This window comes from Kordia antarctica (assembly GCF_009901525.1).
Taxonomy (GTDB): domain Bacteria; phylum Bacteroidota; class Bacteroidia; order Flavobacteriales; family Flavobacteriaceae; genus Kordia; species Kordia antarctica.
In genome coordinates, this window is record NZ_CP019288.1 from 1,288,215 (window position 1) to 1,313,381 (window position 25,167).

At 32.9% G+C, this 25,167-nt stretch carries 32 protein-coding genes and 1 tRNA gene; 26 read left to right on the forward strand and 7 right to left on the reverse strand.

From position 1 onward, the window contains the following. The 11 genes from IMCC3317_RS05135 to IMCC3317_RS05185 all read left to right on the forward strand — a co-directional run bounded on the left by IMCC3317_RS05135 (position 1) and on the right by IMCC3317_RS05185 (position 8,592). Positions 1-1,428 carry an SDR family oxidoreductase gene (locus IMCC3317_RS05135; RefSeq protein WP_160128438.1) on the forward strand — a complete coding sequence of 476 codons (1,428 nt, stop codon included), beginning with the start codon at positions 1-3 and terminating at the stop codon, positions 1,426-1,428. Between the two features lie 3 nt (positions 1,429-1,431). After that, positions 1,432-2,919, forward strand: coding sequence for a cryptochrome/deoxyribodipyrimidine photo-lyase family protein (locus IMCC3317_RS05140; protein ID WP_160128439.1), 1,488 nt, complete (start codon positions 1,432-1,434; stop codon positions 2,917-2,919). After that, a complete protein-coding gene (locus tag IMCC3317_RS05145) occupies positions 2,919-3,347 on the forward strand; it encodes a hypothetical protein (protein WP_160128440.1) in 429 nt (142 codons plus the stop codon). The genes IMCC3317_RS05140 and IMCC3317_RS05145 overlap by 1 nt, the downstream gene beginning before the upstream one ends. Further along, positions 3,344-3,622: a TIGR03643 family protein gene (locus tag IMCC3317_RS05150; RefSeq protein WP_160128441.1), complete on the forward strand. Its 279-nt coding sequence runs from the start codon at positions 3,344-3,346 to the stop codon at positions 3,620-3,622. Before IMCC3317_RS05145 ends, IMCC3317_RS05150 begins: the two co-directional genes overlap by 4 nt. Positions 3,623-3,733: 111 nt before the next feature. Further along, positions 3,734-4,435, forward strand: coding sequence for a GTP cyclohydrolase I FolE (gene folE / locus IMCC3317_RS05155; RefSeq protein WP_160128442.1), 702 nt, complete (start codon positions 3,734-3,736; stop codon positions 4,433-4,435). Between the two features lie 3 nt (positions 4,436-4,438). Continuing rightward, the gene (locus IMCC3317_RS05160) at positions 4,439-4,639 is read left to right on the forward strand and encodes a hypothetical protein (RefSeq protein ID WP_160128443.1); all 201 of its coding nucleotides are present in this window, start codon (positions 4,439-4,441) and stop codon (positions 4,637-4,639) included. 98 nt (positions 4,640-4,737) lie between these two features. Next, the gene (locus tag IMCC3317_RS05165; protein ID WP_160128444.1) at positions 4,738-5,421 is read left to right on the forward strand and encodes an SDR family NAD(P)-dependent oxidoreductase; all 684 of its coding nucleotides are present in this window, start codon (positions 4,738-4,740) and stop codon (positions 5,419-5,421) included. 3 nt (positions 5,422-5,424) lie between these two features. Further along, on the forward strand, positions 5,425-5,886 hold the full coding sequence (locus tag IMCC3317_RS05170) for a TspO/MBR family protein (RefSeq protein WP_160128445.1): 462 nt from the start codon (positions 5,425-5,427) through the stop codon (positions 5,884-5,886). A gap of 5 nt (positions 5,887-5,891) precedes the next feature. Then, the gene (locus tag IMCC3317_RS05175) at positions 5,892-6,380 is read left to right on the forward strand and encodes an SRPBCC family protein (RefSeq protein WP_160128446.1); all 489 of its coding nucleotides are present in this window, start codon (positions 5,892-5,894) and stop codon (positions 6,378-6,380) included. Then, a complete protein-coding gene (locus IMCC3317_RS05180; RefSeq protein WP_160128447.1) occupies positions 6,370-7,674 on the forward strand; it encodes a cryptochrome/photolyase family protein in 1,305 nt (434 codons plus the stop codon). Before IMCC3317_RS05175 ends, IMCC3317_RS05180 begins: the two co-directional genes overlap by 11 nt. A gap of 84 nt (positions 7,675-7,758) precedes the next feature. Continuing rightward, complete coding sequence (locus IMCC3317_RS05185) at positions 7,759-8,592, forward strand: OmpA family protein (protein ID WP_160128448.1); 834 nt, start codon at positions 7,759-7,761, stop codon at positions 8,590-8,592. A gap of 178 nt (positions 8,593-8,770) precedes the next feature. On the opposite strand, the gene murA is transcribed toward IMCC3317_RS05185, so the two are convergent. From murA to IMCC3317_RS05200, 3 genes are all read right to left on the reverse strand, one after another. After that, on the reverse strand, positions 8,771-10,078 hold the full coding sequence (murA, locus tag IMCC3317_RS05190; RefSeq protein ID WP_160128449.1) for a UDP-N-acetylglucosamine 1-carboxyvinyltransferase: 1,308 nt from the start codon (positions 10,076-10,078) through the stop codon (positions 8,771-8,773). Between the two features lie 21 nt (positions 10,079-10,099). After that, positions 10,100-10,762 carry a DUF4290 domain-containing protein gene (locus tag IMCC3317_RS05195; RefSeq protein WP_160128450.1) on the reverse strand — a complete coding sequence of 221 codons (663 nt, stop codon included), beginning with the start codon at positions 10,760-10,762 and terminating at the stop codon, positions 10,100-10,102. A 105-nt stretch (positions 10,763-10,867) separates the two neighbouring features. Further along, on the reverse strand, positions 10,868-11,158 hold the full coding sequence (locus tag IMCC3317_RS05200; RefSeq protein ID WP_160128451.1) for a DUF493 family protein: 291 nt from the start codon (positions 11,156-11,158) through the stop codon (positions 10,868-10,870). Between the two features lie 249 nt (positions 11,159-11,407). On the opposite strand from IMCC3317_RS05200, the gene IMCC3317_RS05205 reads away from it, so the two are divergent. From IMCC3317_RS05205 to IMCC3317_RS05230, 6 genes are all read left to right on the forward strand, one after another. Beyond that, positions 11,408-11,983 (forward strand): hypothetical protein, encoded by a 576-nt coding sequence (locus IMCC3317_RS05205; RefSeq protein ID WP_160128452.1) that lies wholly within the window; start codon positions 11,408-11,410, stop codon positions 11,981-11,983. A 327-nt stretch (positions 11,984-12,310) separates the two neighbouring features. After that, positions 12,311-12,853 (forward strand): AAA family ATPase, encoded by a 543-nt coding sequence (locus IMCC3317_RS05210; protein ID WP_160128453.1) that lies wholly within the window; start codon positions 12,311-12,313, stop codon positions 12,851-12,853. After that, a complete protein-coding gene (locus IMCC3317_RS05215) occupies positions 12,853-14,751 on the forward strand; it encodes a RecQ family ATP-dependent DNA helicase (protein WP_160128454.1) in 1,899 nt (632 codons plus the stop codon). Before IMCC3317_RS05210 ends, IMCC3317_RS05215 begins: the two co-directional genes overlap by 1 nt. 3 nt (positions 14,752-14,754) lie before the next feature. Continuing rightward, positions 14,755-15,702: a methionyl-tRNA formyltransferase gene (fmt, locus tag IMCC3317_RS05220; protein WP_160128455.1), complete on the forward strand. Its 948-nt coding sequence runs from the start codon at positions 14,755-14,757 to the stop codon at positions 15,700-15,702. A 183-nt stretch (positions 15,703-15,885) separates the two neighbouring features. After that, positions 15,886-16,161, forward strand: coding sequence for an HU family DNA-binding protein (locus tag IMCC3317_RS05225; protein ID WP_160128456.1), 276 nt, complete (start codon positions 15,886-15,888; stop codon positions 16,159-16,161). A gap of 137 nt (positions 16,162-16,298) precedes the next feature. Further along, on the forward strand, positions 16,299-16,868 hold the full coding sequence (locus tag IMCC3317_RS05230; protein WP_160128457.1) for a YqgE/AlgH family protein: 570 nt from the start codon (positions 16,299-16,301) through the stop codon (positions 16,866-16,868). A 282-nt stretch (positions 16,869-17,150) separates the two neighbouring features. On the opposite strand, the gene IMCC3317_RS05235 is transcribed toward IMCC3317_RS05230, so the two are convergent. Further along, the gene (locus IMCC3317_RS05235; RefSeq protein WP_160128458.1) at positions 17,151-17,987 is read right to left on the reverse strand and encodes an aminotransferase class IV; all 837 of its coding nucleotides are present in this window, start codon (positions 17,985-17,987) and stop codon (positions 17,151-17,153) included. A gap of 52 nt (positions 17,988-18,039) precedes the next feature. Continuing rightward, positions 18,040-18,426, reverse strand: a complete 387-nt coding sequence (locus IMCC3317_RS05240; RefSeq protein WP_160128459.1) for an START-like domain-containing protein — start codon at positions 18,424-18,426, stop codon at positions 18,040-18,042. 134 nt (positions 18,427-18,560) lie between these two features. On the opposite strand from IMCC3317_RS05240, the gene IMCC3317_RS05245 reads away from it, so the two are divergent. The 3 genes from IMCC3317_RS05245 (at position 18,561) to IMCC3317_RS05255 (ending at position 20,402) form a co-directional block, all read left to right on the forward strand. Continuing rightward, a tRNA-Met gene (locus tag IMCC3317_RS05245) sits at positions 18,561-18,634 on the forward strand. A 54-nt stretch (positions 18,635-18,688) separates the two neighbouring features. Then, complete coding sequence (locus IMCC3317_RS05250; RefSeq protein WP_160128460.1) at positions 18,689-20,014, forward strand: tyrosine-type recombinase/integrase; 1,326 nt, start codon at positions 18,689-18,691, stop codon at positions 20,012-20,014. 175 nt (positions 20,015-20,189) lie between these two features. Next, positions 20,190-20,402, forward strand: a complete 213-nt coding sequence (locus tag IMCC3317_RS05255; protein ID WP_160128461.1) for a hypothetical protein — start codon at positions 20,190-20,192, stop codon at positions 20,400-20,402. Between the two features lie 6 nt (positions 20,403-20,408). Here the strand turns inward: IMCC3317_RS05255 and IMCC3317_RS05260 are convergent, their stop codons facing one another. Continuing rightward, positions 20,409-20,825, reverse strand: a complete 417-nt coding sequence (locus IMCC3317_RS05260) for a hypothetical protein (RefSeq protein WP_160128462.1) — start codon at positions 20,823-20,825, stop codon at positions 20,409-20,411. A gap of 185 nt (positions 20,826-21,010) precedes the next feature. Here IMCC3317_RS05260 and IMCC3317_RS05265 point away from each other — a divergent pair, with 185 nt between their 5' ends. The 6 genes from IMCC3317_RS05265 to IMCC3317_RS05290 all read left to right on the forward strand — a co-directional run bounded on the left by IMCC3317_RS05265 (position 21,011) and on the right by IMCC3317_RS05290 (position 24,368). Further along, positions 21,011-21,190, forward strand: a complete 180-nt coding sequence (locus IMCC3317_RS05265; protein WP_160128463.1) for a hypothetical protein — start codon at positions 21,011-21,013, stop codon at positions 21,188-21,190. Positions 21,191-21,202: 12 nt separating this feature from the next. Beyond that, a complete protein-coding gene (locus tag IMCC3317_RS05270; RefSeq protein WP_160128464.1) occupies positions 21,203-21,382 on the forward strand; it encodes a hypothetical protein in 180 nt (59 codons plus the stop codon). A 66-nt stretch (positions 21,383-21,448) separates the two neighbouring features. After that, positions 21,449-21,796 carry a hypothetical protein gene (locus tag IMCC3317_RS05275; RefSeq protein WP_160128465.1) on the forward strand — a complete coding sequence of 116 codons (348 nt, stop codon included), beginning with the start codon at positions 21,449-21,451 and terminating at the stop codon, positions 21,794-21,796. Continuing rightward, on the forward strand, positions 21,780-23,432 hold the full coding sequence (locus tag IMCC3317_RS05280) for a hypothetical protein (RefSeq protein ID WP_160128466.1): 1,653 nt from the start codon (positions 21,780-21,782) through the stop codon (positions 23,430-23,432). The genes IMCC3317_RS05275 and IMCC3317_RS05280 overlap by 17 nt, the downstream gene beginning before the upstream one ends. Then, on the forward strand, positions 23,425-23,700 hold the full coding sequence (locus IMCC3317_RS05285; protein ID WP_160128467.1) for a hypothetical protein: 276 nt from the start codon (positions 23,425-23,427) through the stop codon (positions 23,698-23,700). The genes IMCC3317_RS05280 and IMCC3317_RS05285 overlap by 8 nt, the downstream gene beginning before the upstream one ends. Before the next feature lie 458 nt (positions 23,701-24,158). After that, positions 24,159-24,368 carry a hypothetical protein gene (locus IMCC3317_RS05290; protein ID WP_160128468.1) on the forward strand — a complete coding sequence of 70 codons (210 nt, stop codon included), beginning with the start codon at positions 24,159-24,161 and terminating at the stop codon, positions 24,366-24,368. A gap of 14 nt (positions 24,369-24,382) precedes the next feature. On the opposite strand, the gene IMCC3317_RS05295 is transcribed toward IMCC3317_RS05290, so the two are convergent. Further along, entirely contained in the window at positions 24,383-25,018 is a 636-nt protein-coding gene (locus IMCC3317_RS05295; protein ID WP_160128469.1) for a hypothetical protein, read from the reverse strand. Positions 25,019-25,167 lie beyond the last annotated feature (149 nt).

Genomic DNA, 25,167 nt, shown 5'->3' on the forward strand with positions numbered 1-25,167 from the left:
ATGCGAATTCTACTTACAGGCGCTACTGGATATATCGGAAAACGACTCATTCCAATTTTATTAGAAATGGGACATTCTTTAGTTTGCTGCGTAAGAGACAAACAGCGCGTTCCTGAAGAAATTTCAAGTCATGAACGCATTGAGTTGATCGAAGTCGATTTTTTAAATCTCAGTAGTTTAGACAAAATTCCTACGGATATTGATGTTGCGTATTATTTAATTCATTCTATGTCCTCATCGTCAAAGTTTGAACAAATGGAAAGCGATTGTGCAGAACATTTCAAAACGCGTTTAGAAAAAACCAACGTAAAACAGGTTCTTTATTTGAGTGGAATTGTGAATGATGAACAATTATCCAAACATTTACAATCTCGTAAAAATGTAGAAAATATATTAGCTTCAAAAACTTATGCACTTACGACATTTAGAGCCGGAATTATTGTGGGAAGTGGAAGTGCTTCTTTTGAAATTATTAGAGATTTAACAGAGAAACTACCAATTATGGTTGCGCCAAAGTGGATCAATACAAAATCGCAACCGATTGCAATTCGTAATGTATTGCAATACTTAACTAAAGCAATTGGAAACGAAAAAGTATACAACAACGCGTATGATATTTTTGGACCAAAAGTGATGACATACAAAGAAATGATGATGCAATTTGCAGCAGTTCGAAAGCTGAAAAGAACCATTATTTCTGTTCCTGTAATGACACCAAAATTATCTTCGTATTGGTTGTATTTCATCACGACAACTTCGTATAAATTGGCGATGAATTTGGTAGATAGTATGAAAGTTGAAGTCATTGGAAAGCCAAGCAACATCAATGAAATACTAGACATTCAACCAATTTCTTATAAAGAAGCTGTAAAACTTGCGTTTAATAAAATTGAGCAAAATGGTGTGATTTCTAGCTGGAAAGATGCATTAATTAGTGGACGCTTTCGCGAAAAAATATCTCAGCATATTAAAGTTCCTGAATATGGTTGTTTTACAGATGAAAAAAAACGCAAAATCATTGATGAAGAAGCAACGCTTGATAAAATTTGGGCAATCGGCGGCAAAACTGGTTGGTATTATGCAACGTTTTTGTGGAAAATTCGCGGGTACTTAGACAAGGTTTTTGGCGGAATTGGATTGCGTCGCGGACGAACACATCCAACAAAACTCAACGCTGGCGATCCATTAGATTTTTGGCGCGTTTTATATGCCAATAAAGAAGAAAAACGCTTGTTGCTTTTTGCAGAAATGCGTTTGCCTGGTGAAGCTTGGTTAGAATTTAAAATTGAAAAAGGTGAATTACATCAACGCGCAACCTTTAGACCGAAAGGAATTTGGGGACGCATGTATTGGTATGCAGTTTTACCGTTTCACGGGATAATTTTCAATGGAATGATTAATAAATTAGTAAAGAAAGAATCAAAATAACGAATGAATATTCAAAACAAAATAGAAATTAATGTAGTCCTTTTTAAGCGTGACTTACGACTTCATGACAATGAAGCGATTCATGCTGCGCTAAAATCTGGCAGAAGAACTTTATTTTTATATGTTTTTGAAGATATTCTATTGAATGATCCGCATTATAGCGAACGCCATTGGAACTTTATCAAAGAATCTTTGGTAGACATGAACACCAAATTGGCAACTTACAATAGTGAATTATTGATTGTTAAATCGAATGTAAATAGAGCATTGCAAATCATTCAAGAAACTTATAAAGTCACGCACTTATATTCACATCAAGAAACTGGAATCAGAGTTACGTATGATCGTGATAAAATGTTGAAACGCTTCTTGGTGAATAATATGATTACTTGGATTGAAAATATAAATAATGGCGTGTTTAGAGGTTTGCAAGATCGTTCAGATTGGATAGAAAAATGGGAAGATTTTATGAATCAACCATTATTGACATTTCTTCCGAAAGAAGGACAATTATTTACAAAAGAAGAAGTACAAAAACTCGTATATTTTTTCCGAGCACCTGAATTAGAAACTGATGCAACAAGTCCTTTTCAAAAAGGTGGAACGACAACTGCGCTAAAATATATGAACACGTTTTTTAAAGATCGAGGACGAAATTATACGTTTCATATTTCAAAACCATTACTTGCGCGGAAAAGTTGCAGTCGTTTATCGCCTTATTTAGCTTGGGGGAATTTATCTATGCGACAAGTTTTGCAAGAAACCGTACGTTGTATTGATCAAAATATTCATAAAAGACAAATGGAATCGTTTGGTTCGCGTTTGCGTTGGCAAGCACATTTTATTCAGAAATTTGAAATGGAAGATAAAATGGAGTTTGTGAGCCTAAATAAAGGATATCGCAAACTGAAAAAACAAGTTTCTGAACAGTATATTGAAGCATGGAAAAATGGACAAACTGGTTATCCGCTAGTCGATGCATGCATGCGATGTTTGAAAGAAACAGGTTATTTGAATTTTAGAATGCGCGCAATGGTTGTGTCATTTTTTACACATAATTTGTGGCAACCTTGGCAAAAAGCAACCGCTATTTTATCACAATATTTTTTAGATTTTGAGCCAGGAATTCATTTTCCGCAAATTCAAATGCAAGCTGGAGAAACAGGAATTAATTTGGTGCGCATGTACAATCCGATAAAAAACGGTTTGGCGCACGATCCTGAAGGTGATTTTATTAAAAAATGGGTTCCTGAATTGGCAGATTTAGATATCGCTTTTGTACATGAACCTTCACGAATGACACAAATGGAACAACAAATGACAGGTTTTATTCTTGGAGAAAATTATCCAAAACCAATTGTAGATCTTCAAGAAAGTAGAAAACGTGCAAGTGATATTTTATGGCACATGAAAGATGAAAATACCGTGATTGAAGAAAATTTCAGAATCTTACGGAAGCATACGTTAACTACTAGAAAACAACGTGTGTAATGATTGTAAATACCACGTATACCGACAAAGAAGCTTCAAGATTGATTGATACACATTTGGGTGAACAATTTACAATTTTGCAACGCATCAAACTAAAAGGAATTGGTTCAAAACGAATGATAATCAGCAATGTAAGTCCAAAAATGAAATCATATTTGAATACGGTTGACGATCTTAATTATGGAAGTATTGAACTGCGGCCAAAAGGAATTTTAATCCACATTCACAAAAAACTGAATAGCTTTTCTTGGATTGTTCCGTATTACAGATTGCACATCTATACGTCTGCTTATTTCAGTATTCATGCAAATGGAAATTTTATTCAATTCAATAAAAATAAACTCTTCAAAGAGAACAAAGCGTTTATCGAAAAAATGATTGCGCAAAAAAATACAGTATTAAACACAACAGATTATTACGGCGTATGAATCACAATTTAAACCCAATACAGATAGACCGAATTATAGAAATGGCGTGGGAAGATCGTACCACTTTTGATGCGATAAAGTTTCAATTTGGATTGAAAGAACAAGAAGTCATTCATTTGATGCGAAACCACCTAAAAAGATCAAGTTTCAACCTTTGGAGAAAACGTGTTTCTGGTCGCAAAACTAAGCATGAAAAGAAGCGTGATTTTACTGAAGGACGCTTTAAATGTTCACGTCAGAGAAGTATAAGTAATAATAAAATCTCGAAGCGCTAAAACTCCCATAATTTTTCTTTATACTTGTATCAATAAAATGAGCAAGGAATTTTTCTTTTCATCTTTATTTTGTTTAACTTTATCTAAAAATAATTAAACATTCTTAAATATATGAAAACTGCTGACGTTTTAAATCACTCAAATGATGAAGCTACTTCTTTAAATGGCTTTGCTCATGAAGAGATTGGAGACGAACACCTGCTTACAGGTATGGAAACTCCAATGCGTTCAGATGCTTTCAAAATATCCGATGAAGATAAACAGCAAAAAATTGCACATTACTTTTCGGAAATTATGGAAACGTTAGGATTAGACTTAACTGACGACTCATTAAAAGGAACTCCAAAACGAGTTGCTAAAATGTACATAGAAGAAATTTTCTCAGGGTTAAATCCGCAAAACAAACCAAAAATTGCATTGTTTGATAATAAATATCAATACAATCAAATGCTTATTGAAAAAAACATCCAATTTTACTCAAATTGTGAACATCATTTTGTTCCGTTCATGGGAAAAGCTCATGTAGCTTATGTATCTTCGGGCAAAGTAATTGGATTATCGAAACTTAACAGGATTGTTCAATATTACGCAAAGCGACCTCAAGTTCAGGAACGCCTTACCAATCAGATTGCTACTGATTTATGCGAAATATTACAAACTGAAAACGTAGCAGTAATTATTGATGCGAAACACTTGTGTGTATCGTCACGAGGAGTTAAAGACGATTCTTCCTCAACAATTACATCTTATTACGGCGGTGTATTTAATACACCAAATAAAATTATAGAATTACAAAACTTTATAAATAATTAAATTATGGAAACTCTTTTTTCAGATGTAAAAACCTTTGAGGAAACAAGGTTCATATCAAGAAGTGATAAAATTGGAGCTTCTCGCGAAGCAAAACGTTTAATCTTAGGTTTGAACGAAATTTACAAGGAAGAGCAAGATCCTGCGATCATGGAAATCATGAAGCGATTAACGACTTTGAAAAAGAAGTACGAGAGGCGTTTATAATACACTAAAATCTTACGGAATTGCAGTACGCTAACGGTTATTTACACTGTTAGCACTGCATTCTAGTGCAATTATTGTACTAAAATTACAAAATATAGATGAAAAATATAGTCATAATTGGAGGAAGTAAAGGAATTGGAGCTGCCATTGTAAAATCGCAGTTAGAAAACCATAATGTAATTAATATTAGTAGAACTAGTCCTGAAATTACTTCAAATAATTTCACACATTATAGTTGTGACATTCTTGAAGATGAACTTCCTGAAATAAACGAAATAGACACACTTATTTATTGTCCTGGAAGCATTAATTTGAAACCAATAGCACGACTCAAAATAGAAGATTTTAAGAACGATTTCGAAATTAATGTAATTGGTGCTGTAAAAGCAATTCAAAAATATTTACCTCTTCTAAAACAAGGAAAAAACCCAAATATCTTATTGTTTAGTACTGTAGCCACAAAATTAGGAATGCCTTTTCATGCAAGTATTTCGGCAGCAAAATCTGCTGTTGAAGGTTTGGTAAAATCATTGGCTGCTGAATTGGCACCAACGATTCGAGTAAACGCTATTGCTCCAACAATTACCAATACAGATTTAGCGAGCAAATTGCTACGAAATGACAGAATGGTTGAAAATATCAAAGAACGTCATCCGTTAAAAAAATTCTTAGAACCACAAGAAGTTGCTGATATGGCAGATTTTTTAATTTCTGATAAATCACGTTCAGTTTCTGGACAAATTTTCGCTATCGATTGTGGTATCGTAAGTTTAAAATTATAAGTTATGAAATTTTATATTCGATTAGCCGTATTTTTAATTATCAATTTTGGTGCATTAGGAATAGGAACTATTTTAATGGAAAATGGTCCACAAACCTCTTGGTATACGAATTTGAACCAAGCTCCTTGGACGCCACCAGGTTGGGTTTTTGGTTTTGCTTGGACAACAATTATGATTTGCTTCTCCATATATATGGCAAAACTAATTGAAGTAAAAAATACAAAAACGGTACTCGCATTATTTGCTGTACAATTTGTATTAAATGTAAGTTGGAATTACGTTTTCTTCAACCAGCATATGATTGCGTTAGGAATAATAAACCTAATTTTACTAACGGTATTAGTTGCTTTTTTCACGTTCAACTATAAATCACACCTAAAAAATTATACCCTTTTTATACTGCCTTATTTAGGTTGGCTTATTGTCGCCTGTTCATTAAATGGCTATATTCTGTTTAACAATTAAGACCTATGCAAAAATTTAGCACTAAAGGAATTGTGTATCGATTACACAGCAAACAAAACTTTCCAATATCTCTTGAAAAGGCATGGGATTTTTTATCAGATCCTAAAAATCTAAAAACCATTACACCAGATTATATGAGTTTTGACATTCTTACGGAAGATATTGGCAAAATGTATCCTGGTCAAATTATACAATACATTGTAACACCTATACTAAACATTAAAACGCATTGGGTTACGGAAATTACACAGGTAAAACACTTGCATTATTTTGTAGATGAGCAACGTTTTGGACCGTATAGTATGTGGCATCACAAGCATTTTATTAAAGAAATTCCGGGCGGCGTAGAAATGGAAGATATTATAGATTATAAAATTCCACTTGGCTTTTTAGGAAGATTGATGCATCCAATCTTGGTAAAACCGAAACTGAAAGAAATATTTGAATATCGCACCAAAAAACTAACTGAACTATTTGGAACTTATGAAGGATAATTATGTAATTTTTTGGCATCGAAGAGATTTACGAATAGAAGATAACATTGGATTATACAATGCTTTAACTTCTGGAAAAAAGGTAATTTCGCTATTTATATTTGATAGTGATATTCTTGAAAAATTACCCGAAGATGATGCGCGTATTACGTTTATTCATCAAGAATTAGAAAAGATTCATGCTACATTGCAAAAACAAGATGCTTCGCTCTTAGTGAAACATGGAAAGCCGTCAGAAATCTTCAAAGAACTTATTGAGAAATATAACATTTCGGAAGTATACACGAATCACGATTACGAACCGTATGCAATTGCAAGAGACAAGGAAATAAAGGAATTATTGACTGCTGAAAATGTTGATTTTAAAACGTTTAAAGATCAAGTTATTTTTGAACGAAATGATATTGTAAAAGCAGACGGAAAGCCATATTCCATATACACGCCGTTTTCGAAAAAATGGTTAGCTGCTCTAAAAGATTCAGATTACAGAAGCGTTGATTGTGTTTCACATTATAAAAATTATGCAAAGATTGATGTTGATTTTCCTTCTTTAAAAGACATCGGATTTACAACTTCAAGCATTAAAGTGATTCCGTTCAATATGACGGAAAATATTGTAGATAATTATGAAGATACACGTAATTTTCCTGCTATTGACGGAACTTCCAATCTAAGTCCACACTTGCGTTTTGGAACGATTAGCGTTCGGAAATGTGTCCAAAATGGATTGCAATCTGAAAATACTATCTTTTTGAAAGAATTGATTTGGAGAGAATTTTTCATGCAGATTCTTTGGCATTATCCAAAGTCAGTGACAAACAATTTCAAGTCAAAATATGACGGAATAAAATGGCGAAATAATGAAGAAGAATTCAAAGCTTGGCGCGAAGGAAAAACCGGTTATCCTTTGGTTGATGCTGGAATGCGACAATTGAATGAATCTGGATACATGCACAACAGAGTTCGAATGATTACAGCTAGTTTTTTATGCAAACATTTATTGATTGATTGGAAATGGGGCGAAGCCTATTTTGCTGAAAAACTACTAGATTTTGACTTAGCACAAAACGTTGGAAACTGGCAATGGGTTGCTGGAACTGGTTGCGATTCTTCTCCGTATTTTAGAATATTCAATCCAACAACGCAAATTCAAAAGTTTGATAAAGAACATGAATATATCAAAAAATGGGTTTCTGATTATCAAGAATTTACGTATCCACAACCAATTGTAGAACACAAATTCGCGCGTGAACGCTGTTTGGAAGTATATAAAAAAGGAATTGAAAATTTTTAAAAATAATATAGCATTAACTATTCATTCAGTTGTCCATCTGTTTTGACATAATTTTGTATCTTTTTCATTCCAAGTGAAACATTCATGAAACAACTACTTCTTTTATTTTTAGTTAGTATCAGTTTCTGTCAGGCGCAAGAAATTGAGTTTGACATTTATTTTGGTTTGGGAAAGTTTACATTATCATCAACTCATGAACAAAAAATTAATGAAAAATTAGCCGATTTAGATACAACGATTACGTATAATTTTATCATTAAAGGATATACCGATTTTGTAGATACCGAAAATTTCAATCTCGAATTGTCACAAAACAGAGCTTCTTCCGTAGTTGACTATTTAAAAAAAAGTCATGAATCGCTTATCAATTCCATTGAAAAAGAAGCAAAAGGCGAATTACCAACGGAAGATATCAAACAAAATGAACGACTTGGTGTCAAGAAACATAGAAAAGTTTCTATTTCGGTTTCAAAAAATGATCGCAAACCTAAAGTTGTAGAACGCAAAGAAAATATTTATGTAATTCCATTAAATGAACTTCGCGTGGGTTCTTCCTATGCTTTGGGAAAAATTAATTTCAAAACAGGTCGCGTCACACTTATAAAATCTTCTAGAAAAGAATTAGAAAAACTCGTGCGTTTTCTCAAGAAAAATAGAGATATACATATTGAAGTTCAAGGTCACGTATGTTGTGGCGGTGATATAGATGGCGATGCTTTAAATAGTGATACAGGAACGCAAACACTTTCCATAGATAGAGCTGAATTTATATACAAATACCTCATTCACAGAGGAATTGCCAAAGATCGCTTAACGCATAAAGGCTATGCTTTTTCGGCTCCGTTACATTTTCCAGAAAAAGGTAGGCGTGATCGTGGTGCAAATAGACGTGTTGAAATTATGATTACGAAGAATTAATTTTGAAAAAATTATTATAAAAAAACTGTCTAAAGAGTCGTCATTGCGAATGAAATGAAGCAATCTGTTAAATTTAAGTTATTGATTTACAGATTACTTCGAAATGAAAAATTTCTCGTAATGACGTTGTTTAAGCTTTTTCAGACAACCTCTTTTATGTATTATGGATAGTTAGTGATTACATTCTAATAATCTTCGCTCCTATTGCGCGCAAACGTTCGTCAATGTTTTCGTAACCTCTATCAATTTGTTCAATATTATGAATTGTTGAAGTTCCTTTGGCAGATAACGCCGCAATTAACAACGAAATTCCTGCTCTAATATCTGGAGAAACCATCGTGGTTGCTTTGAGTTGCGATGTGAAATCGTGTCCAATAACACTTGCTCTGTGCGGATCACAAAGTATAATTTTTGCGCCCATATCAATTAATTTATCAACGAAGAACAATCTACTTTCAAACATTTTTTGATGTACTAAAACACTTCCGCGTGCTTGAGTTGCAACGACTAAAATGATACTTAGTAAATCTGGTGTGAATCCTGGCCAAGGCGCATCCGAAATTGTTAAAATAGAACCATCAATATAGTTTTGAATTTCGTACCCATCTTTATGTGCTGGCACAAAAATATCATCTCCTTTACGTTCAATGGTAATTCCTAATTTTCTAAATACATCTGGAATCTGACCTAAGTTTTCCCAACTTACATTCTTAATGGTAAGTTCGCTTTTTGTCATCGCGGCTAAACCAATCCAACTTCCAATTTCAATCATATCTGGAAGCATTGTGTGTTCGGTTCCGCCTAATTTTTCGACACCTTCAATCTTCAATAAATTAGAACCAACACCTTTTATTTTTGCGCCCATTCTGTTCAGCATTTTACACAATTGCTGTAAATAAGGTTCGCAAGCAGCGTTGTAAATCGTAGTTGTTCCTTCTGCCAAGACAGCAGCCATCACAATATTTGCAGTTCCCGTAACCGAAGCTTCATCAAGAAGCATGTACGTTCCTTTCAATCTTTTAGCTTCAACACCGTAGAAATAATCTTCTCTGTTATATCTAAATTTTGCACCTAATTTTATGAAACCTTCAAAGTGAGTATCTAAACGTCTTCGTCCAATTTTATCGCCGCCAGGTTTCGGAATGTATCCTTTTCCAAAGCGCGATAATAATGGGCCAACAATCATAATAGAACCACGCAATCCGCTTCCTTCTTCTTTAAATTGCTCTGATTCAAGGTATTTAAGATTGACATCATCGGATTGAAACGTGTACGAACCAGGTCCGTTTTTTTGAATTTTCACGCCTAAGTTTCCTAAAAGCATGATTAATTTATTTACATCTATAATGTCAGGAATATTATTAATCGTAACCTTTTCAGAAGTCAACAAAACGGCACAGAGAATCTGTAAAGCTTCGTTTTTTGCTCCTTGTGGTTGAATACTTCCTTTTAACTGATGACCACCTTCAATCTTAAAAGTCCCCATAAAATATAATAATGAAATTTGTTAGTAGCGTTTTCTATTGTTGCGGTTGTTGTTACTTTTACTACGCTGTTGATTTTTGTTATTACTGCTGCTGTTGCTTGAAAACTTTTTCTTCTGTTTCAATAAGTTTGATGACTCAGATAAGTCTTCTTCTTTAGATGCCAAATCAATTTTACCATTACTTAGTTCTAGTAAATGTCTGAAAATCACGTAATCATCAACAGTATCTTTATTCCAATTGAGGTAACATTTTTTCATGTGATTGGCAATCGCATATTTCAGCGCTTCTTTCTTTTCGCCTTCTTCCCAACTATTGGCAACATCAATCATACGTTTGATATTATTTCCATAGAATCGATATTTCGGGAAATTTTGCGGATATCCTAAAGGTTCGGGACGTTCTTGCAAAATTTCTGGCGAAGGTTTCGGATATGGAGAATCAACATCAAGACGAAAGTCTGACATGATAAATAATTGATCCCATAATTTGTGTTGAAAATCAAGTACATCGCGTAAATGTGGTTGCAAATTTCCCATCACACCAATGATAGATTTTACAATTTTATTACGTTCTACATCATCTTCTGTTTCTACGGCGTGGTTGATCATTTTTTGAATATGTCGTCCATATTCTGGAATAATCAATCGTTTGCGCTCTGTGTTGTACTCTAATTGGTCAATCAAAATGAAATTTGTTTGTAAGGTAAATACTTGAAGTAAAATAAAGTTCTCGTGAAGATTTATTTTTGAACTTGCAAAATACTAAAAAAAACTATAAAACGCCACTCATTACAAAGAAATTATGCCTTCAACGGCACTTGCTTCTTTATATTTTTGAATAATAGCGTCTGCACTTTTCATATTTACGGTGATGGAAATACTTGTATATGTTCCTTTTGAAGACTTTTTAGTGTCTATCACTGCACCAATATTGTTGAATATTTGATGTACTTGCTTTATTTTTTCTTCTTCAGAAGGAACAATAAATTTATACAAATAAATAGCCGGAAATTCTGTGGTATCTTCTAATTGTATTTTTAGTTTGTTGAAAAACGCTTTAGGATCGTTTTTTGAACTCATACTGTGTTTTTTGTAATGAATGGCAAAGATACATTTTATTTTAGAGTGCTTTGCTTTTGGATTTTTTGAACTCTTTGGGTTTTTGGTGTTTGGTTTTTTTGATTGTGTTCGCTTTGCGAATTTTGTGTTGGAATAATTTGCAATTAGAGTCAAAAATTAAAAATTCTCGAGGTGGTTACGGGAAACCGTAGAAAAGTTTCTAAATTATTAACTAATTTTATATAACCAATTTTTTAAAAATACTTTAACATGAGAAAATCATACTTAATCATAATTCTTGTAGTAGCTTTATCTAGCTGTGTCAAATCTGAAAGTAAAATATATCAAACTAAGATTAAAGATATAATTTATGCTATTAGAGAAAATAATATGGAAGAACTATATGCAAACTTTGCAAATGGTAAAGAAATAAATGAAATAGCCCAGTATCAAGAAAAAAGTCAGCAAAATAAATTTGCCTCCGAAGTTGGAAATTATTTAGACAAGAATGGAAGTTTAATAAAAGAGCTCAGAAGAGACTTTGAAGGTAATGATGAAGAATGGAAGGGTATTGAGCCCTATTTAGCTCTAGGAACTAAAAAAGGTAATGTTGGCAGAATACCGATGAGAGAATGGACTATTCTTTTCAAATCTGGAGAGACTATTTATGATTGGAAACTAATTTCTTTTCATGTAATAAAAAACGAGAAAGAAATTACATATTTTATACCTGGTGGCGATGATATAGATTTAATTGATTTAAAATCAAGAAATACTAGTATTAAGGAAGTTTTAGAGAAAGCAAGAAAGAGTGAGCGTTATGAATTTATTTTAGAAAATTTTTAACTATTCACGCTATCGCAAATTTCTAAACTCGTGCCCCACGCTATCGCGAATTTTTCAACTCGTGACGATAAACAAGCTAAAATTCAGATTATAACTAGTTATAACAAACAAATACTAAATCACACTTCGAAAAACTCAATGTAAAAATTCAGCATAAAAAAATTCGTGAATTCGTGGCTAAGTAGATTCCTGCCTGCGCAGGAATGACAAACAACCAGTAACCAGCAACCAGTAACTAGTAACCAGTAACCAGTAACCAGTAACCAAAAATAAAAACATTTCATATTCCTCACAATTTGTGTAATTTTGTACGATAAACAATTCAGATTGAACACAAAAAGAATACTCATTATCGGCGGTCCTGGCACGGGGAAATCTACATTGATTACCGAATTGGAACAACAAGGACATACGTGTTTTCATGAAATTTCACGCGAAGTCACAGCAGCTGCACAAAAAAAAGGCATTGAACAATTGTTTTTAACGCAACCATTATTGTTTAGCGAATTGCTACTCGAAGGCAGAATTCAGCAATTTAACGATGCTGAAAACTTAACTGTTGAATATACTTTCTACGACAGAGGAATTCCCGATGTTGCCGCATATATGGATTATACTGGCGACGAATATCCTGATGTTTTCCGTGAAGCATGCAAAAATTACACCTATGATGTTACCTTTATGCTCGCACCTTGGAAAGAAATTTACGAACAAGATGACGAACGTTACGAAAGTTTTGAACAAGCAGAAACGATTCAAAAGTATCTAACTTCTGCCTATGAAAGTTACGGATATTCACTAATTAATGTACCTTTCGGAAGCGTTTCAGAACGTGCCGATTTCATTCTAAACACACTCAAAAACAACTAATGACCAAACCGCTTGCGCTTCTCGAAAAATATTGGGGACATACTTCGTTTCGTCCGTTGCAAGCCGAAATTATTGATGCGATTATTCAACAAAAAGATACGTTAGCATTGTTGCCAACTGGTGGCGGAAAATCGGTTTGTTTTCAGATTCCTGCGTTGGCATTAGACGGAATTTGCATTGTAATTTCGCCATTAGTTGCGCTGATTCAAGATCAAGTAGCGAATTTAAAAGTGAATGGAATTAAAGCAATTGCCCTGATTGGCGGACTCCGAAATGACGAAGTTGGCGCATTGTTAGATAATTGCATTTATGGCGATTACAAGTTTTTATACCTTTCGCCCGAGCGTTTGCAACAAGAAATGATTCAGGAACGCATCAAGCAAATGAACGTGAATTTGATTGCCGTTGATGAAGCGCATTGTATTTCGCAATGGGGAAACGATTTTCGTCCCGCATATCGAAATATTAATACATTACGCGAATTGTTGCCAAACGTTCCGTGTATTGCACTTACAGCAACAGCAACTCCAAAGGTCGTTCAAGACATTGAAGAAAATTTACATTTAAAAGATGTTCAAAATTTTCAGCAATCGTTTACACGCGAAAATTTAGCGTATACAGTTTTACAAACAGAAAATAAAGTGCTTACTATTGAGAAAACCTTGCGCAAATATCCGCAACCGTGTATTGTGTATACGCGCAACAGGAAAAATACAGTACTAATTCACGAAGCATTGCAACGAAAAGGATTTACAAGTATTTATTTTCATGGCGGACTTTCGTCAGAAGAGAAAAAAAAGGCGTTACAAAAGTGGCTGAACGGAAAAGTACAGACGATCGTGGCAACAAATGCCTTCGGAATGGGCATTGATAAACCTGATGTTAAAAACGTGATTCATGTGCAATTGCCCGATAGTTTGGAGAGTTATTATCAAGAAGCAGGACGCGCAGGACGAAATGGCGAATATGCAAACGCAATTATTTTAACCGATCAAAACGATATTCAACAATTACAAAAACAATTCATTCATAATTTACCTGATGTTGATTTTTTGAAACAGGTTTTCAGAAAACTATGTAGCTTCTTCCAAGTTGCGTATGGCGAAGGTTATGATACCAAACATGCGCTCGCTTTTAATGATTTTTGTAAAGTGTACCGTTTTCCATCACAAAAAACATATTCTGCGCTACAATTATTAGATAGACATAGCTTGATTCAGCTTTCGCAGAATTTTCATCGGAAAACAACCTTGAAATTTATAGTAGATCAGTTTAATTTGTTGAATTATTTAGACAATCATCCGCATTTGAGTTTGATTACACAAGCAATTTTACGAACCTACGGCGGCATTTTTGAGCAAAAAATAAACATTAATACAACATTCTTATCACAAAAATTAGGATTGCAAAAGAGTCAAATTCACGAGACGATTCAACAGTTGGCAAAAGATGAAGTGATTTTATTGGAAGAATTGCAAACTGACGCGGAAATCACGTTTTTAGTCGCGCGTGAAGATGACAAAACCATCAATCCGATCGCAAAAGACGTTCGTCATCAAAATGAATTAAAAAAGAAACGCGTTCAATCGGTTATCAATTATATTGACAATACAGAAACGTGCAAAAATATACAGCTTCTCTCCTATTTCGGAGAAGTTTCAAAAATTGCTTGCGGCATTTGTTCTGTCTGCAAAAGACAAAAAACGGCAGCTCCTGATAAAGATTTGCAAATGCTTATTCATGATGATATTTTAAAAGTATTGAAAGCAAACGCATTAACTTCAACCGAAATTTGTACTGTTTTGCCATATAGAGAACATCTGATATTAGGAATTATTCAATTACTTTTGGAAGCAGAGAAAATTAAATTAACAGAAACAAATACGTATACCTTATAATATATGAGAGATTTAAGAATCGTTTTTATGGGAACGCCCGATTTTGCAGTTGCAACATTAAAAGCACTTTTGGACGCAAATTATACTGTAGTTGGTGTAATTACTGCGCCAGATAGACCTGCAGGACGCGGACGTAAGTTGAATGAGTCTGCGGTGAAAAAGTTTGCATTAGAAAATAATTTGAACGTTTTACAACCAACGAATTTAAAAAAAGCATCTTTTGTCGCTGAATTAAAGGCGTTAAACGCGAATTTACAAATTGTGGTTGCTTTTAGAATGCTTCCGAAAGTTGTGTGGCAAATGCCCGAATACGGAACGTTTAATTTACACGCTTCGTTACTTCCAGATTATAGAGGCGCGGCGCCAATAAATTGGGCAGTTATTAATGGTGAAACCAAAACTGGCGTGACAACCTTCTTTATTGATGAGAAAATTGATACTGGCGCAATCATTTTTCAAGAAGAAATTCCTATTGATCCAAATGAAAATGCAGGTTTATTACATGACAAGTTAATGAACCTTGGAAGCGGCTTGGTTGTAAAGACTGCTCAGCATATTGAAAAGAATGAAGTAACAACGACTATTCAACCACAAAATGAAGAAATTAAAACGGCATATAAAATTCATAAAGAAACGTGTGAGATCGATTGGACAAAAAGTATAGATAGTATATATAATAGGATTCGTGGTTTGAGTCCATATCCAGCATCTTGGACAACCTTATATAATGGAGAAGATACGTATGCAATTAAAATTTATGAAGTAGAGAAGGTTTTGGAATCGCATTCGCATGAAACGGGAAGTGTAATTTCCTCTAAAAAAGAAATCAAAGTTGCGGTAAAAAACGGGTATTTACTTTTGAAAATAATTCAACTTCCAGGAAAGCGTAAGATGGAAATTTTGGCACTTTTAAATGGTTTTAAATTCGAAAAAGATGCAAAAGTCTCGTAACCCTTATATTTAGTGATACGAGACAAAACCTATAAAATATAGCTAGGTTTATTAACAATCGCATGAAGTTATCAACAAAAAGGCGGTTTTCCCGTGCTATTACTTGCATGAGAAGGAAATCCGTATAAATTTGTATTGCTTTTAAAAAATAATGTTTAACCAACAATTAATAATTCAACAATTATGAACAAAACAGAATTAATTGACTCAATGGCTGCTGACGCAGGAATTTCTAAAGCTGCAGCAAAGAAGTCATTGGAATCATTTTTAGGAAATGTAGAAGGAGCTTTGAAAAAAGGTGGAAGAGTTTCTTTAGTAGGATTTGGATCTTGGTCAGTATCGGAAAGAGCTGCAAGAGACGGAAGAAATCCTCAAACTGGAGCAACTATCAAGATTGCTGCTAAGAAAGTAGTAAAGTTTAAAGCTGGATCTGATTTAGGAAATGCTGTAAACAATTAGTATTTTATAAGTACTAGATACATTATAAAAAGCACTCAATTTGAGTGCTTTTTTGCGTTTAATATGTAGTCAAAGGCGCGACAAATTTGATTATTCCATTTTTTTTTTATAGCTTTAATTATCCTAAAAAATTATAAATGGTAGCCTTAAAACCCAGTAAAGGACATCTTTTAATTGCCGAACCATCCATTATTGGAGACGTATCTTTCAATAGATCAGTTGTATTACTAGCTGATCATACTGACCAAGGATCTATTGGTTTCATCTTAAATAAACCGCTAAATGTGAATCTTTCTGACTTGATTCCACAGTTTTCGAACGCAAAAACTTCTTTCAAAGTGTATAATGGTGGACCTGTTGAACAAGATAATTTATATTTTATTCATAAAATTCCACACTTGGTTCCAAATAGCATTGAAATTTCTCTTGGAATTTTTTGGGGAGGCGATTTTTCGTCAGTTGCAAAGCTTTTGGAAGAAGACAAATTGGATAAAGACGATATTAAGTTTTTCTTAGGATATTCTGGCTGGCATGCCAATCAATTGATGGAAGAATTGAGTTCTAATTCATGGATTATTGTTAAGAATGAATTTAAGGAAGAGATCATTTCTAAGTCGTGCAAATCTATTTGGCGTAATAAAATGATGGAATTTGGCGGTGAATATTTGATTTGGTCGAATGCGCCAGAAGATCCGAGTCATAATTAACGTTGGTTTCGCGTAACTTCTACTAAAGAAGCTTCATGTATCTTCAAGAAGATTTTGAATTGAACACTTCATTTCCAGTATATTATTTTCATTTTCTTTGCTCGCACACATTTCGACTCCGCTCAATGTTCAAATTTCAAATTTCAAATTTCAAATTTCAAATTTCAATGTTCAATGTTCAATGTTCAATGTTCAATTAAGGAACAAAAGAAAAAGAATGAGTTCATATAACATGTAGTATTTATTTAGCTATTTTGCGTAACATTCTACCAAATTCAGTTTTTACCCTAATCGAATTTTCAGATTTAGTTTTGCTAATAAATCTCTTGCAACTGAAGTTTCAAACTGTTTTTTTCGATATTTCGTAATCGGAACTATTCCTTGAATGACATTTGTGATGAAAAATTCATCTGCTTTTTGAATTTCAAACGGCGAAATGCTTTCTTCTTTTAATTCGTAATCTGGTATTTTTTCTAGAATTTCAAGCAATTGCTTTCGCAAGATTCCTTTTAGGCAGCCATCTGTAATTGGTGGTGTTTTGATGACGTTTCCTTTTACCAAGAAAATATTACCATTTAGAGCTTCTACAACGCTTTTATCTTCATTCACCAACAAACAGTTGTCAAGATCGTTTTCTTTCGCGTAGACGCTTCCTAATACGTTTATAATTTTGTTATTCGTCTTTAGTGTGGAGAGCAATCCTTTGTTGATGTAGAAATCTTTGTATAAATCCACTTCGCAGGAAGCATCCGAGAGTAAATAGAATGGAGAATTTAATTCGTTTGCTGTAATTATATATTCAATTTCGTTGGAATCTGGCAAATATAATCCACCATTTCCTCTGAATATTGTACAACGAACACGCGCATTTGTGAGTTTGTTTGCTTTTAATGTGTTTAGAATTTCTTCTTCTAGAAATTCCATTGTAAAGTTCATCGGAATTTCCATTCGCAGAATCCGCATTGATTCCATGAGTCTGAAATAATGGTCTTCCCAGAAGAGAATTTTATTTGCGACAACTCTTAGGGTTTCAAAGAGTGAATCTCCATACTTTAATCCTCTATTTTCGACACTTAGTATTGTTATTTCTTCGCTGATATTTCCGTTAAAATTTACCATAAAAAAAGCCTTGATTTTATCAAGGCAAATATAGTTTTTATAAATGTTTTTCTTAGCGTGATCCTAAAACTTGTTTGAGGCTTCCTATTTGGTTCTCCCACAACATTTTACCTTCATCTACTTCATCTTCATCTGCGTGATCGGTAACAATTATAGATACATCTTTGGTAATTTCATCGACTACGATCTTCATTTCAAAATAACACGAAGAGTCTTCTTCTTCTTCCCATCGGAAACGAATACGCTCATTATTCTTTTTACCTAAGAGCTTCGCCGTTTCTTCACTATCATCCCATATAAACGTAAAAAACTCTCCTCTTGAATTTACGTTATCTGCAAACCATTCAGACAATCCTGAAGGCGTTGATAGGTATTGAAACAAAAGCTGTGGAGAGGATTGTATAGGGAATTCTATTTCGTATTTAATTTTATCTGACATGCTTCATTAATAATTATGTTGTTGACAATATATACATTTAATTGCTTAGTTTAAAAGGAAAAGAATAAAAAAAATAAAAATCGTGTATTATTTGCTCTGAAATAAAATGTTTATATATTTGCAGCCGCAAAGCAGGCGAGGTAGCTCAGTTGGTTAGAGCGTCGGATTCATAACCCGGAGGTCACGAGTTCAATTCTCGTTCTCGCTACAACAGATAAAGTCAGTGTTTATACGGTTTTCCACTTTGGAAAACCGTTTTTTTATGCCTACATTTGAGCAAATTTTAACAAACGAGTATGTAAACGAGTATATTTCTATGGCAAAACAAAATTATTCAGAGCCTAAAATATATGACGCAAAAGGCGATCTTTCAAAGCGTTGGTATGTCTATTTCTATTACAGAAATCCCGAAGATGGGAAAATGAAGAAACAAAAACCGATCTTCAAAGGCGCAAATAGGTTAAAAAATAGAGCTGAACGAATGGATTTTCTAAATACATATCGCAAAGCATTACTCAAATTATTAAAAGATGGATTTTCTCCCTATGATACTAATCAACAAAACAAAGAACGTCAAGAAAAACTTCAAGGTTCAAACGATACAACTGAAAAAGTAATACACGTTGCAACTCCAAATACAGGCTACACAATAAAAGAAGCACTTGCTTTTGCATTAAAGCAACGAGAACCAGACTGGGCGAAAAAAACAGCAGGTTCAATGAAAGGTCACTATACTAGATTTGTTGAATGGCTCACAGAAAATGAGGTATTGCATAAAGATATTAGTGAATTGAAAAGAAACCACATAACGTCTTTTTTGAATGAACTGAGAACAAAGCCAAAAAATAAAGCTGAAAAATCCAAGCCACTAGCAGCGAAAACAAAAAATAATTACAGGGCTACCCTATCCTCATTATTTACCGTATTAGAGAATGATGGAATTATTCCTAGCAACTTTATTGGCACAATAAAACAAAAGAAAAGTACGCCAAAGAAAAATAAACCTTTCTCAAACAAGCAAGTAGAAAAAATTCGCAAGCATTTAGATACGAATGATTCGTACTTAAGAATATTTATTCAATTTATGTCGTATGCCTTTTTAAGAAATAAAGAAGTGTGTAATATTAAAATCAAGGATATCGATTTGGATTCGAAACGAATTTTTATTGGTACAAAAGTAGAATCACAAACAGCGATTCCAATCATAAAAGAATTGGAAGATATCATACGAGCAATGAATATTGAAAAATATGATCGTAATGATTATCTAATTACACGATTTGGTCATCCTGCTGCATGGGATATTGATGAAGACAACAAATCGGGATATTTCTCAAAACGATTTCACACAAATGTTAGAGAGCCACTAGGACTCGATATGGAACATACTTTGTATTCATTTAGACATACAGCTGCAATTAATATTTTTAAGTCGCTGAGAGATCAAAAAATGCCACACGATCAAATTCTTTTCCGCTTAATGTCAATCACTAGACACAAATCCATTGCAGGACTTAAAAATTACTTGCGTGATATTGGTGCAACTTTGCCAGAAGATTACGGAGATATTTATACTATTGAATTTTAAGATGCAATATGGCATAAAAATTGACGTTAAGTTTTAACGCAACTTTAGTACGGTTTCCCGTAAAAACAAGGAATCATATTTTACTTTTGTTTTCTATGAAAGTTGTTCTATAAAGCTTCCCCAAGCTGATTTCATAAATCTTGGACAATCATTCGAAATGATTGTTTGCTTGAATATGAAAGAAAATAAAAAGTCAAAGAAAAAAAACATACAACGAAAACTTGATGCCTTAGAAGAAAATATAAGGATTCAAGATCAAAAAGAAATACAGGAATTGTTTAAAAAAATGAGTTCTGACGACATTCCTTTTGATATGTATGTGGACGCAATTAATAAACAACTATCGTTTCACGTGTCGTTTGATAACATCATAGATGAAGAAGAATGATAATCACTATTTGTTTAAATTCATCAATTTTTGCATGCTTATACTTTCCCCATCTTTAGCAAGCAATGCCATTTTCAAAGCTTCGATATAAATCATGTCTCTAAATGATTGTTCAGCTAGCAACGCTTCTTTATTAGCACGAACCTCTAATGCTAATTTTTTAATATAATTTTTATCTTTCTTATCAAGTATACTTTTATCACTACTAGATAAAGTATGTCCATCGAAAACTTCCTTATTCTTTTCCATTAAAACCTTAGCATAGGCAATAACCGCATCTTTGGTATTTCTTCTAGGTTTTTTTGTAGTGCCATCTAAAACCTTAAAAAGTGAACCCGCACTAAGTTTTGAATGATTAGCCAATTCATTGGCAGTCACTTCACGCTTCTTTAAATACTCCAACGCTTCTTTAAATTCAATCATACAGGAAAATGTTAAATTTAGAATAAATATTCTATTTAATTCTAAATTATTCTATATTTGACTAAATAATTCTAATTATAGTCTTTATTTCGAAACAAATATATGATTTTAAATGCAATTAGAATAATACAAATAGGTTAAATCCTACATCAAATAAATAGTAGAACTATTTTTACTGAACACTATTGAAAGCAGCAACCGCATATAATGTAATACAGGCACTCTCGAAAGATGAGTTGCCAATACTATATAAAATGTTGGGAATAAAGCAACCAAATCAAAAAAAAGTCAGTAAGAAAAAGAAAATAATATCACTTGAAGAAGCAATGGACAGTATCCTTGCTACTTATATAAATAACGATTAAAATTAACAATACATGGCAACAAAACGTAGAATTAAACTCAGAATTAGCATTAAAAACCAGTTAAGAGATTACAAAGGGTTTGGTAAACAAGCCAACGGAATGACACGAGACGGCTTTAGCGTGTTATCCAAAGGACAAATTGTAAGCAACAATGATTTAGAAAAAGCCACGAATGATGAGCAATTCATCTAAAGAAGTGAATTTCACAGGCGTTTGTTTAAAAACGCTTGTGACTATTCACGTTAATAATTTCGATACATGACTACGAACAAATTAACAGCACCAAAAGCGTGCGCTATTATGTATAAAAATCACTTTGCTGCATTCGGGTTTACTAAAAAAGAATTAATAGATTTTATGGCACTCCAAACCATAGATTCATTCTTTGACATTCTCATTAGTAAATACGTAGGTCATATTGAATTTATGATACATGTTGCAAAAACCGATGACGAATTTGTCAAAATACACAGAACAACTGTATTTCATAGCATTGTGCTAAATATGTACGGTGTTGCATATGAATCGCTCACAAACTCTTATCAAAAAGAAGATACTTACGATTGTTTAACCGCTAAATGTATGCTTCATGCAATTAATAAGTAATCACATACCAAACGCTATCCAATGTCCGTATTTCCTATCGGAAGATAAAGCAGAAACAATGCAACGCTATCGCATTTATATAAACACTTACAATGCAAAAGTTCCGAGTTTGAATAAGGCTGTAAAGGAATATAATAACACCGTTGCATCATTTATACAGTGCTATAAACTATCGCAACAAACAGTCATTGCACAAAAAGATTTTGAAAAGCTACAAACAAATGATACGCAACACAAATGGTTGTCCATCCTTGAATACAACGCCCTTGTTGAAACAACCAACGGCGGTATGCTTTTTTTAAAGAAAAAAAATCATCAAGAAGTGAAGCAACCACAAGAAAGTATATTTGAAGTAATTTTATGGCTTTACGCCAAGCAATTAGCTGAACTTAGAGAACATCTAAAAAGTCTTGGAAGCGATGTGAATGTTTCTTTTCCAAAAGCGCAAATAACCTCTACCGCAATATCCAATTTTAAAAAACAAGGAGAGAAAAGAATACTATATTCTTCTCGCACCATTCGCAATCATATACATAGATTACGAAAAGCAGGTGTACTGGTTAAATACCAATTTAAAGGCTCTAAAAAGCCTGTTCATTACTTTATAAATGAAGCGATTTTTGTCTTTCGTGACAACCGAAAATCCGTTACTGAAAATCAACAAGTTAGCGATCTTTTTAGGAAAAAAGTTCCTTATAATAGTGTAGATACAAGAACTTTTACTAAAGAAATAATAAAAAAAGTAGGGAATGTTGATAACCATTCCCATGATAAGGAAGTGGTTTCATTTGCTGCTGAAAATAGCAGCAAAAACAAGAACACTTACAAGAACACCACAAATGATAATCATCAAAAAATTTCCAATCAAAACGCTAGCAAACTAAGCGGCGGCGAAAATTTCCCAAAAAATGAGTTGTCAGAGTATTTGAGAAATCAAATCTTATACAAAACCGTTTTTTTAAACGCACTAACCGCCCATCATTATGACAATTACAGCTTTTCGTCTTCCAACATGACCAGACGTTTGGACACGGAATCTATAAACGGCGTAATGTCCAAAGAAGAATTTAGAGAACTTTTGTTGCAGCTATTTATCAAAATAGCTGCGCCGATTTGGAAAGGTAAAAATGTGTATTACGGAAGTTGGCACAAAGCATACATTCAAATTGATGATGAGTACTTGCGTAATCCAAACGGAAGCATTCCACGAAAGGAAACATTGTTGTATCTGTTTGGCTTTTTAGTCTACCGTATTGGTCGTGCAAAACGTTTTTTTAAGAGCAAAAAGGTGTATCGCATACATTTTCCGTGTATTTATTTTGATGCAACACGTAAGCTTCCAAGTGAGGGCGGATTTGCCTATACGGTGGAGTGGCTAAAACAATATCAAAAGTATCAAGATTTACGTGCAACACGCAAGCAACTAAACGCAGGGAAAGCTGGCGCAAGACGCAGACAAAAAACCAACGAGGAAAAAGTAAGAGATCAAGTTAAACTGTATGTCAAAGGAAAAATAGCACTACCACAAGTATACAAATACATAGAAACCAACAAAGGCATTCCGAATTACTTCATTGGCGAAGTACCGAGATTGCTAAATTTATTAACGAACAAAGAATTTGATTTATATGAGTAGCAACAAAACGTGTAAATGCAGCAACAAAACAAGAACTGCTTGTGGAAACTGTTCCCGACTTCGGATGGTATTTTTAATGTCGTACAAACTTGGAAACATTCAAAATCCTGTGTACTACTCTTTTCAAGCTGAGGACAGAAAGTTTAAAGATGAAAGATTACTAGCACAACAAATGCTAAATAGACTTGTAAAGCTTCATAGGGGTCAATTTTTCAGAGTTGATGTGTATGACAACCTAACCGCAGGAAAACCGAAGTTGTTTGGATAAACAAAAGAGTGTTATTAAAAAGAAAAGATTAATTAAAGTTTAAAAGTTATACATCAATTTAAAATTAAATAAAGGAATAATGTTATTTTTTATAAAAAATTGAATAAATATCAATTAATTAAACCTTTAACATTTATGGTGTAATGAAAAATGACCTAAATAGACAAGAATTAACATTTTTTAAAAATTTCAAACGTTTTCGTAAAAAAATGATTTTTTTTTTTAGACAGGGTAGAATGAGATATAGCTTCAACTTCAATGGCTTTTTGAAAGAAATATAAATATATTTTTCTCATGAAATCCATTAAAGTAAACACACCTACTGTTATTGTTAATATGTCTATATAAAATGACATTTTATCAAGATAATAAATTTATTAAAAAAACCTACAAAATTTAACATTTAATTTAAAGAATTTATTTACAAAAAGTAATATTACTAAACTTTAATCAGAAATATGATAAAACAAGAAGACATACAAACAATGGGGAAAGTTGAACTTCGCAGGATGCTTTTTGGTATTTCAAGGAAAGAAGCTAGAATCGTTATGAATACAGTCATTGCCGATTGTCGTAAAATATCTGAAGTTGAAGCCAAAAAAAGGAAATTAATACTAAGGCATGAGGTTTTAAAAGTGCTTGACTTTTTTGGGTTTGAAGTTGAATGAACTACCGAAAATCATCATCCTGCACATTTATCAATGATTTTAAAATAGTATTCAAATGAAGTATTTTCTTCTAAATACCTATTTTTCTTTTTTGAATCTTTTTCTAGTATATCACAATTATCAAAATATTTATATAATGTTTTAAGACTTTTTCTCATACTATATTTATACGCATGACTAAATACAATTTCTTTACTATCTTTTTTAGTAACACTTAAGTAAGAATGAACATATCTATCTGAACTATGAGCTTCAATATAATAAAAGTCATAATTTTCACCGCTATATATTAATCTTCCAGGAATTGGTAATTTTCCCTTTTTGGAATATAGTATTTTAAAAAGAAGAGAGTCTCTAACTTTAGGTGCATCAATTACATATAAATATTTAAAAGGTTCATCACTATATTTTACCATTCCTTTTATTTCTTTCTTTTTAAACTTTTCACAATTATTACCTTTTTTATCACAAAGTTCAACTCTTTTATCTAAAGAAAAATTTCTCCATATAGAACTGATATCTATATACCCTTTTTTTATAGATCCATCATTAAATACGATAATATCTTTTTTACTTTTATTTTCTTGAGATAGAATATTTTGAGTTGATAGTATGCAAAAGCTTACTAAGATTAAAAAATTGAATTTCATGTTTTAAAATTTTAGTTAACAAATATAGGTTTTTTTTAATACTAATATAGCCGTTGAAAATAGCTAAACAAGATATCAGAGAAGCAACGAATAAATTAATTGTCTAGTTGTAGAAATATTTCAGAAAAAGAAGCCGAAAAAAGAAAATT